Origin of the sequence: Methylosinus sp. KRF6 (assembly GCF_018887255.1) — a bacterium.
Classification (GTDB): Bacteria; Pseudomonadota; Alphaproteobacteria; order Rhizobiales; family Beijerinckiaceae; genus Methylosinus; species Methylosinus sporium.
Genome location: NZ_JAHLJF010000001.1, coordinates 1870189 through 1881181, shown reverse-complemented (window position 1 = coordinate 1881181; position 10993 = coordinate 1870189). Strand labels below are relative to the sequence as shown.

The window sequence follows — 10993 nt, the reverse complement described above, 5'->3', positions numbered from 1 at the left end:
GCGTCGGCAAGACCGGCTGCAAGGGGCGCTCGATCCCGATGGACCGGCTCGACGGCCTGGTCACGACCCATCTCGCCGACCGACTGTTCGGCCCGAACCGGCTGGCCGGCATCTTGACTTCCCTGGCTCAGAAGCGCGCCGCCGGCGACGAAGAGGTCCGCAATCGAGCGGAAACCCTCCAATCGGAAATCGCCCAGTCCGAGGACAGGCTGAAGCGTCTCTATAAAATGGTCGAGGATGGCGTCACCGACATGGACGATCTTCTCCGAGATCGTCTCGCCGCGCTCAGATTGGAGCGTGAGCGCGCGAAAGCCGCGTTGGATCGGATCAAAGCTCAGTCCACGCCGTCAATCGTGCTCGAACCGGACCAGCTCGAGCGATTCGGGACGTTCATGCGCGAAAAGATCACGGTCGGCGAAACGTTGTTCCGCAGAGCCTATTTGCGGGCGGTCGTCGAAGCCGTCGAGGTCGATGACCACGCCATCCGCATTCACGGCTCCAAGACCAGCCTCGAACAGGCTGTCGTCGCCGGAGAACAAATCGGCAAGGGTGTTCGCGGTTTTATACGCAAATGGCGCGCCCGAAGAGATTCGAACTCCTGACCCCCAGATTCGTAGTCTGGTGCTCTATCCAGCTGAGCTACGGGCGCCTACGGTCCGCGCTGCGCCTCAGCGGCGCGTCGAACCGGTGAGCCGCTCGTTTAGCGGCTGCGAGGCCGCTTGGCAATAGGAAGATATTTCCCCAGACAAGACGCTTGCGCCGCCTTATGACTGCGATAATTACCGACGATCCTGATGGCGACGCTCCTTGAATGTAATAAAATAGGATTGATGATGGACGAGTTCGGGTCGAATGGCGTGCAGATCGCTTATATCGATTTTCCGCCCCTGACGGAGGATCGCCATGAGCCGATCGTCCTCATTCACGGCTACGCCTCGACACATGCCGTGAATTGGCTGTTCCCTCAATGGGTGAAGACGCTCACCGAGGACGGGCGGCGCGTCATCGTGCTCGACAATCGGGGCCATGGCCGTTCCGAGAAGATTCACGATCCGGCGGCCTATGAGCTTTCGCTCATGGCCGGCGACGTCGCCAATCTCCTCGCCGAGCTCGGCGTCGAGCGCGCCGATGTGATGGGCTATTCCATGGGCGCGCGAATCGCCGCCACGCTGGCGCTGGACCATCCCGAGGTCGTCCGCTCCCTCGTGCTCGGCGGCATCGGCGCCAATCTCGTGACCACCGGCCTGCCGCGCGGCCTGGCCGAGGCCATGGAGGCCGAGCGCATAGAGGATATCGACGATCCGCTGCTGAAAATGTTCCGCGGCTTCGCCGAGGCGACGCGCGCCGATCTTCCCTCTCTCGCCGCCTGCGCGCGCGGCCCGAATCAGACCGTCGAGCGCGCCCGGCTCGCCGCGATAAAGGTTCCCGTGCTGATCTGCGTCGGCACGCGCGACGAGGTGGCCGGCGATCCGCATCCGCTCGAGCCTTTGTTCCCGGACGCTCATATCGTCGATATTCCCGGCCGCGACCATAATCGCGCCGTCGGCGACCGCGTGTTCAAGCAGGCGGTGCTCGATTTCCTCGCGCAGCGGGAATAGAGACGGAGCCGAGCCATGATCGACAGCGGCCCCGCGCGGCTCGTCGCCCTTTCCGGCGTCGATCCGCTTTTTTCCCGCCTCTCCGCCGAGGCCGAAGCCGCCGCGGGCCGCGAGCCGCATATGGCGGCCTTTCTCTACGCGGCGATTCTGGCGCAGGACAGTCTCGAGGCCGTGGTCGCGCATCGAATCGCGCAGCGTCTCGCGGCGCCGGAACTGCCGGCGACGGTCATAGAGCGGCTCTGCCGCGATCAGATGGCGCGCGATTCGGCGCTGGGCGCCGCGTTGCGGGCCGATCTGATGGCCGTTTTCGACCGTGATCCCGCCTGCACCCGGCTGCTCGAGGCGGCGCTCTATTTCAAGGGCTTCCACGCCATCCAGACCTACCGGCTGGCGCATGGGCTGTGGCGCTCCGGCCGCAGCGATCTCGCGCTCTGGCTCCAGAGCCTCGCCTCGGCGCGTTTCCAGACCGACATCCACCCACAGGCGCGAATCGGCGCCGGCTTCTTTCTCGATCATGCGACCGGCGTGGTGATCGGCGCCACCAGCGTCATAGAGCACGACGTCTCCATGCTGCATGGGGTGACGCTGGGCGGCTCCGGCACCGCCGGCGGCGCGCGCCATCCAAAGGTGCGCCATGGCGTGCTGATCGGCGCGGGGGCCAAGCTGCTCGGCGACATAGAGATCGGCGAGCGCGCCCGCGTGGCGGCGGGCTCCGTGGTGCTGGAATCTGTGCCGGCGCATAAGACGGTGGCCGGCGTGCCGGCCCGCGTCATCGGCGATGTGGGCGCCGCAGAGCCGGCGCTGACGATGGATCAGATCATCGACGAGTCGCATGATCCGGGGTTGTAGGAGCCCACACACGTCGGCGCCAGGACTTTCCCTCAGCGGCCGAAGGCCGCGTCTCGAGGCACGCGCGCCGCCGCGCTGAGCCATAAATATTGGAACCATCGTGAGTGGATCGGATTACCGACCCATGTGCAACAAGACTGGAGAGCACAATGCGCAAGCTCCTGGCTCCAATTGCGCTTGGCCTGTCGCTTGTTGGCGTGACGCCTCTATTCGCGGCGCCGCTGGGCACGTATTACAACCCGATACCCGATGTAAAAGGCGGCGACTTGTCGGTCCCCGTCCATCGCGGGATGTATTGCGCGAACGGCTCGTGGCACTATGGATGGCTCCGGCCGTGGGAAAGCAGCCCGGTGATCAAGGCGAGTTGCGGCCGCGCCGCCAATCAAATGCCACGCTGACCCAGGAGCCGAGCCCTCACGCCCCGAATCGATTGCTCTTCGGGAACCCCCGCGGCGGTAGCCGCCCCGCTTCCGCCCTATGGGCGATCCACTCGCTCAGCTCGCGCTTGTCCACGGTGAAGGTGCGGCCGGACGAATCGACCCAGGTCAGCCCGTCGGCGAGCGCGAAGACCTTGGCGTCGGCGACGCCGCCATCCTTGTAGCGTTGCAGCCGCACGCCCTTGCCGCGCGCCATTTGCGGCGCCTCGGCGAGCGGAAACACCAGAAGCTTGCGATTCTCGCCGATGATGGCGACATGGTCGCCCTCCGCCGGCGTCACGATTCTCAGCTTGGACGGCGGCTCCACGTTGAAGACCGCGCGGCCCTTGCGCGTCGTCGCGACGAGATCGTTCTGCGAGACCACGAAGCCGCGTCCGTCGTCCGCGACGAGCAGCAGCAGCGCGTCCGGCGTCTGCGGCAGCACTTTCACGATCGCCGCGTCTTCGTCGATATCGGCCATCAGCCTTATCGGCTCGCCATGGCCGCGCCCGCCCGGCAGCTTGGCGGCGTCCAGCGTATAGGCCTTGCCATTGGAGGCGAGAGCCAGAACCTTGGACGTCGTCTGCGCGAAGAAGGACGTCTCCAGCGCGTCGTCGCCCTTGAACTGGAGCTGCGTCAGATCGGCCACATGGCCTTTGAGCGCGCGTATCCAGCCCTTTTGCGTCACGACGATGGTGATCGGCTCGCGCTCGATCAGCGCCTCGGCGAGATCGATGTCGGTCGCCTCCGGCGCATCCTCGAAAGTGGTGCGGCGCTTGGCGAGCTTGGCGTCGGCGAGAATCGTCTTTTTCAGCTCGCGGATCTGCGTGGTGATCGTCTTCCACTGCTTGCCCTCATCGGCGAGCAGCGATTCGACCTCCGTCTTCTCCTCGAGCAGCTTCGCATGTTCCTTGCGCAGCTCCATCTCTTCCAGCTTGCGCAAGGCCCGCAGGCGCGTGTCGAGAATATAATCGACCTGCACGTCGGTCAGCTCGAAAGCCGCCTTCAACGCCTGCTTGGGCTCGTCCTCCTCGCGGATGATGCGAATCACCTCGTCGAGATTGAGGAAGACGATGATCATGCCCTCGAGCACCTCGAGCCGGCGCACGATCTCGCTCAAGCGATGACGCGAGCGGCGCTCCAGCACCTCGCGGCGATGGTCGAGCCATTGGCGCAAAGCCTCGTCCAGCGAGACGACGCGCGGCACGGCGCCATCGACGAGCACATTCATATTGACGGGAAAACGCACCTCCAGCTCGGAGAGCTTGAACAAGGTCTCCATCATCAGCGCCGGATCGACGGTGCGCGCGCGCGGCTCGATGACGATGCGCACATCCTCGGCGGATTCGTCGCGCACATCGCCGGCGAGCGGCGCCTTCTTCTCGACGACCAGCTCGGCGAGCTTCTCGATGAGGCGTGATTTCTGCACGCCATAGGGAATCTCGGTGACGACCGCGACCCATTGCCCGCGCGCAGTCTCTTCCCTTTTCCAGCGCGCGCGCAGGCGGAAGGAGCCGCGCCCGGTGCGATAGGTCTCGACGATCTGGGGGCGCGGATCGACGACAATGCCGCCGGTCGGAAAATCCGGTCCCTGCACGAAGGTGAGCAATTGCTCGGCGGTGGCGCTGCGATGCGAGATCAGATAGAGCGCGGCGTCGCACAGCTCATTGAGATTATGCGGCGGAATGGAGGTCGCCATGCCGACGGCGATGCCCTGCGCGCCATTGGCGAGAAGATTGGGGAAGGCCGCCGGCAGCACGACCGGCTCCTGCTCCTCGCCCGAATAATTGGGGCGGAAGTCGATGGCGTCCTCGTTTATGCCCTCGAGCAGCAGCCGCGCCACCGCGGTCATGCGCGCTTCCGTGTAGCGATAGGCGGCGGCGGCGTCGCCATCGACATTGCCGAAATTGCCTTGTCCGTCGACGAGCGGATAGCGCGAGGAGAAATCCTGCGCGAGGCGCACCAGCGCGTCGTAGATCGCCTGATCGCCATGCGGATGGAAGGAGCCCATCACATCGCCGACGATCTTCGCGCATTTCTTGAACGGCGTGTTCGGGTCCAGCCGCAGCATCTGCATTCCGTAGAGAATGCGGCGATGCACGGGCTTCAAGCCGTCGCGCGCGTCCGGCAGCGCGCGGCCGGTGATCGTCGAGAGCGCATAAGTGAGGTATCGCTCCTCGAGCGCCGTGCGCAATTCCACCGGCAGCGCATCCCCGCCGCCTTCGTCCGTCGTCGTTCCGCTTTTCGCCATATCGCCGACTCCCGCCCTTTCGGCGTTTGCTGCGTGCGCTTATAGCCCGCCGCGACTCTGGCGTGAACCATTGCCGTCGCTGCGCGCTTCCACTAAGACAGCCGAGCTTTCGGCGTCCTGTCGCATCGCCGTCCGTTCGAGCCTAATCTCATGAAGAAGCCTCTCCTGTTCGCATTTTTTATCGGCGCCGGCATGGCTGCGGCCAGCGCGCAATCCAAGGCCTTGGAATTTTCGCTGTTCGACTGGCTGCCCTTTTTGCACGAGGACGCTGCGGAGAAGAAGGATGCGCGCCGCGCCCGTTCGCCGCAGGCTCTGTGCAAGGAAGTGGAAGTGCCGATCGACGAGGGCTATGGCGTCAGCCGTCACGAGCGCCGGGTGGTGTGCGAGGGAGAGTGACGCATTTCGGGCGAGCGCAGGCTCGCGTCCGGGGGCGCATTGGACCGCGAGCCTTCAGGCTCGCATCGCGCCGCAAGCCGCCACATAGAGCGCGCGCGCCTGCGGCGCCGTGAGCCCGCGCGGGCCGAAGACGTCGCGCTGCAGAAAATGCCCGGTGAGGCGGAAGGCCGCCGCCAGCTCCTCCGCATCCGCCCCGGCCGGCGCCGGCTGGCGCAGAAATTCGGGGAAAGGCAGCAGACGATTGCGCCAGGGCGCGGCGGCAGCGCGCGCGACCGCCCGGCCGGTCTTGGGCGACACATAAGCGAGGTCCGCCGTCTCCCCCGTCAAGGCGCAGCGCTCGAGATCGAGACCGAAGCCCAGCGCCGCCAGCAACGCCAGCTCGAAGCGCGCCATCAGCGCCGGAGCGAGATCGAGCGAATCGAGCCGATCGGCGATGACCTCGGCCATATCGAATAATTCGCCATGCGGATCGCGCTCCGGCAGCAACCGTAGCAGCGCGCAGAGATGGCCGACGCCATGCAGGGCGAAGGCGCGGTCGATGAGCCGCGCCGCCCGCGAACGCAGAGGCTCGACGGCGAAAGCGCCGAGATGCTGCTCGAGCCGCGCCCGCCAGGCGACCTCGACGCTATTGCCCGGCTGCAGCACCGAGCGCAGCGCGCGGCCGGCGCCGCCGCGCACCATGCCGGCGTGACGGCCATGCGCGCGCGTCATCAGCTCCAATATGACCGCGGACTCGCCGTGGCGCTTGACGCCGATGACGAGCCCTTCGTCCCGCCAATCCATCTATCCTGTCACAGCTCGGAGAGAGTCACATCCGGCGTATAGGTGAAATCATAGACGTCCTTGGTGATCGCCTGGCCGCAGATCACCCGGCCTTTCGCCGCGTCGAAGGTCAGCGTCGGCGAGCCGTAGAGCGACCAGCCGAGGCTCAGCGCCTCGGTGACGCGCTTGCAGAATTCGGCGTCGTCGGGACCGGTCAGATAGCGATAGACGGTCGATCTCTTGCCGAGATGAGCGGACATTTCGTTTCCTCGAACTTTCCCCGCGCCTCGACGGACGATTCGCCGGCGCGCTCGCGCCGTCATCCGCGCGCCGGCCGCTCGGCGCAAGGATTTTCTGCGAGCGGTCAGCGCCGCCCGGAATTGAACAGCCGCAACACGAGCCAGATCGGCACCACGATCACCGCGCCGGTGACGACATAGCCGATGACCGTATGCACCGCGCCGAAGCCGAGCGAGGAGATGCGATCGAAGAATCGCCGCGCGCCATGGACGAGGTCCATGGGCTCGATCTCGAGCCACATCAGCAGCGCGCCGACGACGAGCGAGACGAACAGCAGCTTGACGAGCACCTGCAGCGGCGAGCCGCCGAGAAAATCATTGAGTCGACTATTGGAGGCCATGCGCGTCCTTTGCTCTCGATTGCGCGGCTCAGAGGCTCTCGCCCTTGGGAGCCTCCTCGCGGAAGAGCTTCATCATGCGCCGCAGGAATCGCTCGGTAAAGGAGAGGGCGCGCTCGAACTCCTCCTCTCCCGGCAGTCCCTTGCGCGGCGCGGCCTCGGGAGCGGCGCCCGGAAGCTTGGCGCGCAATTCGGCGTTCTCGCGGACGAGACGCTCGATCTCGCCCTGAAGCGCGTCGCGCTCCTCGGCCGCGACGCGGCAGACGGAGAGCCCGCCCTCCACAGTGCAGAAGGAGACCGCGCCGGTCTGCTTGTCGAGCCGCAGCATTCCGCCCTCCGCCGGACTCATGGCGAAGCGGCCGGCCTCGCTTTGCGGCGGCTCGGCCGCGGGAGCTTGCGCCCGCGCCGCGCCGGCGGCGAGCAGGGCGGCGAAAAAGACGAGGGAAATGACGCGCATCGGGCTCCGACCGGGTTGAGGAGGCCGTCCCTCGAGGCCCCGCTCCGATGTGGCGAGCGGGACGGAGCGCGTCAATAGGGCGGCTTCGCCGATATTTTCAGCTCCCGATCGCTCAGCAGGCGCGCTTCTCGAGACATCTCAATTCATCGGACCGCGGCGTCACGGTGAGCTCGAGCCCGTCACTGCGCGTTTTTCATCGCGGAGGGGAGCATCGCCGGATCCTCCTCGATCAATCTCTCTATGCCGCGATCGTCGATCGGCTTGGCCGCCGCGGTCGCGACCGGCTGCGCCTTCAGCCCGGTCTGGCCGGCGAGCCATTCGCGCCATTGGCCATGGCTGCCGTTGAATGTGTTCTGATCCACGGCGACGGGAATTCCGGGAACATGTCCGTCGGAGCGATATTGCCAGAAGGTCCATTTGCGGTCGCCATAGCGCACCGCCGGATGATATTTCGTCGAGCGCACCCAGATCGGATATTCCGAAAGCGCGCCGGAATGCAGGATCGCCTGATAGAAATCCACCGAGCTGTAGATGATCGGCTTCTTGCCGTAATGGCGCTCCATATCCTCTAGCATGACGCGCATGTCGCGCAGCACTTCCTCGCGATAGAGCGTGCGCTTGCAGCTGCGCGATGTGGGCGTCGCCTCCACATCCAGCACCGGCGGCAGCGCGTCAGGCTCCACCGGCACCACCGATTTGAAGAAGCCGGTCTCCTCATGCGGAGGCCGGCACCAGTAGACGAAATGATAGGCGCCGCGCGGCACGCCGGCCGCCTTGGCCGCCGCCCAATTGCGCTGGAACTTGGAGTCGAGCGCGTCGCCGCCCTCGGTCGCCTTGATGAAGGCGAAGGCGACGCCCGATTCCTTCACCGCCTGCCAGTCGATGTCGCCCTGATATTTGGAGACGTCGACGCCATGCACGGAGAATTCGGCGCTGCGCGTCGCCGGATAGGCGTGCAGCTGCGACTCCGGCACCGCATAAGCGAGATAGGTCGGATCCTTGCGCGTGTTGACCAGCGGCGCGCTGGTCGAAAAGCGCGGACGGCCGCTATAGCTCGGGTCGACGGCGCTGCCGCAGCCGGCGAGCGCCGGGCAGAGAAGGAGGGCGGCCGCAGCCGCGAAAATTTCGTTCGATCGCATTGCGCGAAAATATCCCGCAAGCCGGTAACGAAGCGTTAATTCCCAAAAGCCCGCGTGATTCGCCGCAGGCTCGGCCGCGCGACTCATCCGAGCCGGAACCATAATGTGGCGATGGTGAGAAAGGAACCATAGCCGACGACATCGGTCACTGTCGTGACGAAGGAGCCGGAGGCGACGGCCGGATCGACCTTCCAGCGCTCGAGCAGCATGGGCACCAGAATGCCGCCCAGCGCGCCGGCGGCGAGATTGGTGAACATGGCCAGCGCCATCACCGGGCCGAGGCCGAAGGTCTGAAACCAATTGGCCGCGACGAGCCCGGTGAGCAGGCCGAAAGCCGCGCCATTGAAGGCCCCCGTCGCCAGCTCGCGCATTATGATGCGAAGCGCGTTGGAGCGCGAGAGCTCGCGCGTCGCCAGCGCCCGCACCGTCACCGTCATCGTCTGCGTTGCCGAATTGCCGCCCTGGCTGGCGACGATGGGCGCGAGCACGGCGAGCGCCACCATCTGCTGCAGCTGCGATTCGAAGGTCTTCAGCACGCTCGCCGAGATGAAGGCGGTGCCGAGATTGATGAGCAGCCACAAAAAGCGGCTCTTGACGATCCACCAGAAGCTGTCGGTCAGCTCCTCGTCCGGGCTGACGCCGCCGAGCGCCTTGATCTCCTCGGAGGCCGCCTCCTGAATGACGTCGACGACGTCGTCGATGGTGATGACGCCGACGAGCCGCTCCGCCTCGTCCACCACGGGAACGGAGACGAGATTATAGCGCTCGAAGAGGCGCGCCACTTCCTCGGTGTCCTCGTCGAATTGCACGCGGCGGCGGTCCGCCTGCATGATCTCCTCGACGCGCGTCTTGGGATGGGCGCGCACCAGCGCGTCGAGAAAAACCGTGCCGAGCAGCCGATAGGCCGGATCGACGACGAAGACCTCGAAGAAATTGTCGGGCAGCTCGTCCGGCTCGGTGGCGCGGAAGAAATCGAGCACCTCGCCCGCCGACCAGAAGGGCGGCACGGCGATCAGCGTCGTCTGCATCAGGCGCCCGGCCGTGCCCTCGGCGGCCTCCAGCGAGCGGCGCAGCACGATGCGCTCTTGCGCCGGCAGCGCCTCCAGGACCTGCGCCTGCTCCTCGGGCTCCAGCGTCTCCAGAATGGCGACGGCGTCGTCGCTCTCGAGCTCGCGCATCGCCTCGGCGAGCGTCGCGACCGGCAGCTCCTCGAGAATCTCCTCGCGCGTCGTCTCGCCGATCTCGGTCAGAGCGGCGAAATCGAATTCATCGCCCATCAGCTCGACGAGGCGCGGGCGTTCCTCGTGATCGAGCAATTCGATCAGCGCGCCGACATCCGCCTCGTGGAGCGGGGAGACCAGCTCCTTCACATGGCCGGAATCGCCTTCGGCGATGGCCTCTTCCACCGCGGCGACGAAATCGGCGCGCGGCTCGCCGGTTTCCTCGTCGCGAAAATTTCCTTCCGCAGGCGCCGATTTTTCATGGTCTTGCGACATATGGGGGCCTGATCGATGCGCGAGGGGAGCCAACGGGCCGGCGAGACCGGGACAGGGCTCCCATAACGCGCCGCGCCGGGAAAGCAAACCGCCTATGCATGTTCTTTCGACTCTCTTTCGTCTTACTGCGGCTCTGCTCGCTCTCATGCCCGCCGCCGCCGGCGCGGCCGAATGCGGCGCGCAGGCTCTGGGCGTCTCGCGGACGATCGCGATCGACGGAAGCGAGGGATTGGCGCTCGGTCTGCAGACCTATCCGCGCACGCTGGCGCTCGCCGATCACGAGGTCGTCCTCACCTTCGACGACGGCCCGGCCCATGGCGCGACCGATCGTGTGCTGGATGCGCTGAAGGCGGAATGCGCGCGGGCGACCTTCTTCCTCGTCGGCGCTCATGCGACGGAAGCGCCGGCGCTGGTTCGGCGCATCGTCGCCGAGGGGCACAACGCCGGCCATCATTCCTACAGCCACCCGGCGCGCACGCTGCGGCTGATGAGCGAGGGAGCGGCGCAGGCCGACATAGAAAAAGGCTTTCGGGCGGTCGACGCCGCGGCGGGCTTTCCGCCCGCCGACAGCCCGCATTTTCCTTTCTTCCGCTTTCCGGGCTTCGCCGACACGCCGGAGCTGGTGCGCTGGCTCGAAGATCACGACGTCGCCGTCTTCGGCGCCGATCTCTGGGCCTCCGACTGGCAGGAGATGACGCCGCGCGCCGAGCTGGAGCTGGTGATGTCGCGATTGGAGGCGGCGGGAAAGGGTATCGTGCTGTTCCACGATCCGCGGCCCTCCACGGCCGCGATGATGCCGGAATTTCTGCGCCAGCTGAAAGCGCGCGGCTTCCGCCTCGTTCACATCGTCCCCGGCGACGGGCCGACGCCGATCGTCCATGCGAAGCCCGGCTGGACCTCGGCGACCGAGGCGATCATCGCCAAGACGCTCGGCCCCAAGGGCCTGCGCAGCGAGCCGCAGGAGGAAGGCCGAGGCGTCAAATCGCAGTGAG

General features: G+C 66.2%; 12 protein-coding genes, 1 tRNA gene and 1 pseudogene. 6 read left to right on the top strand and 8 right to left on the bottom strand.

What is annotated here, in order from left to right; genetic code table 11:
* Positions 1-602: pseudogene (locus KP010_RS09065) on the top strand (recombinase family protein); the annotation flags it as partial.
* Here KP010_RS09065 and KP010_RS09060 read toward each other — a convergent pair.
* A tRNA-Arg gene (locus KP010_RS09060) sits at positions 573-649 on the bottom strand. The pseudogene KP010_RS09065 and the gene KP010_RS09060 sit on opposite strands and share 30 nt — an antisense overlap.
* 184 nt (positions 650-833) lie before the next feature.
* Here KP010_RS09060 and KP010_RS09055 point away from each other — a divergent pair.
* The 3 genes from KP010_RS09055 to KP010_RS09045 all read left to right on the top strand — a co-directional run bounded on the left by KP010_RS09055 (position 834) and on the right by KP010_RS09045 (position 2845).
* Positions 834-1598: an alpha/beta fold hydrolase gene (locus KP010_RS09055; protein WP_142862968.1), complete on the top strand. Its 765-nt coding sequence runs from the start codon at positions 834-836 to the stop codon at positions 1596-1598.
* Between the two features lie 15 nt (positions 1599-1613).
* Entirely contained in the window at positions 1614-2447 is an 834-nt protein-coding gene (cysE, locus tag KP010_RS09050) for a serine O-acetyltransferase (RefSeq protein WP_142862872.1), read from the top strand.
* 149 nt (positions 2448-2596) lie between these two features.
* Entirely contained in the window at positions 2597-2845 is a 249-nt protein-coding gene (locus KP010_RS09045) for a hypothetical protein (protein ID WP_142862873.1), read from the top strand.
* A 16-nt stretch (positions 2846-2861) separates the two neighbouring features.
* Here the strand turns inward: KP010_RS09045 and parC are convergent, their stop codons facing one another.
* Positions 2862-5114, bottom strand: coding sequence for a DNA topoisomerase IV subunit A (gene parC, locus KP010_RS09040; RefSeq protein ID WP_142862874.1), 2253 nt, complete (start codon positions 5112-5114; stop codon positions 2862-2864).
* A 150-nt stretch (positions 5115-5264) separates the two neighbouring features.
* Between parC and KP010_RS09035 the strand changes: the two genes are divergently transcribed.
* Positions 5265-5510: a hypothetical protein gene (locus tag KP010_RS09035; RefSeq protein WP_108915455.1), complete on the top strand. Its 246-nt coding sequence runs from the start codon at positions 5265-5267 to the stop codon at positions 5508-5510.
* Positions 5511-5564: 54 nt separating this feature from the next.
* Here KP010_RS09035 and recO read toward each other — a convergent pair whose 3' ends face one another.
* The 6 genes from recO to mgtE all read right to left on the bottom strand — a co-directional run bounded on the left by recO (position 5565) and on the right by mgtE (position 10001).
* The gene (gene recO, locus KP010_RS09030) at positions 5565-6293 is read right to left on the bottom strand and encodes a DNA repair protein RecO (protein WP_142862875.1); all 729 of its coding nucleotides are present in this window, start codon (positions 6291-6293) and stop codon (positions 5565-5567) included.
* Positions 6294-6301: 8 nt separating this feature from the next.
* On the bottom strand, positions 6302-6532 hold the full coding sequence (locus tag KP010_RS09025) for a DUF1737 domain-containing protein (protein WP_142862876.1): 231 nt from the start codon (positions 6530-6532) through the stop codon (positions 6302-6304).
* Positions 6533-6636: 104 nt separating this feature from the next.
* Positions 6637-6912, bottom strand: coding sequence for a DUF6460 domain-containing protein (locus KP010_RS09020; RefSeq protein WP_108915458.1), 276 nt, complete (start codon positions 6910-6912; stop codon positions 6637-6639).
* A gap of 28 nt (positions 6913-6940) precedes the next feature.
* The gene (locus KP010_RS09015; protein ID WP_142862877.1) at positions 6941-7366 is read right to left on the bottom strand and encodes a hypothetical protein; all 426 of its coding nucleotides are present in this window, start codon (positions 7364-7366) and stop codon (positions 6941-6943) included.
* Positions 7367-7545: 179 nt separating this feature from the next.
* On the bottom strand, positions 7546-8505 hold the full coding sequence (locus KP010_RS09010) for a GH25 family lysozyme (RefSeq protein ID WP_142862878.1): 960 nt from the start codon (positions 8503-8505) through the stop codon (positions 7546-7548).
* Between the two features lie 83 nt (positions 8506-8588).
* Complete coding sequence (gene mgtE / locus KP010_RS09005; RefSeq protein WP_142862879.1) at positions 8589-10001, bottom strand: magnesium transporter; 1413 nt, start codon at positions 9999-10001, stop codon at positions 8589-8591.
* A gap of 94 nt (positions 10002-10095) precedes the next feature.
* Between mgtE and KP010_RS09000 the strand changes: the two genes are divergently transcribed.
* Positions 10096-10992 (top strand): polysaccharide deacetylase family protein, encoded by an 897-nt coding sequence (locus KP010_RS09000; protein ID WP_185966494.1) that lies wholly within the window; start codon positions 10096-10098, stop codon positions 10990-10992.
* Position 10993: the final 1 nt, after the last annotated feature.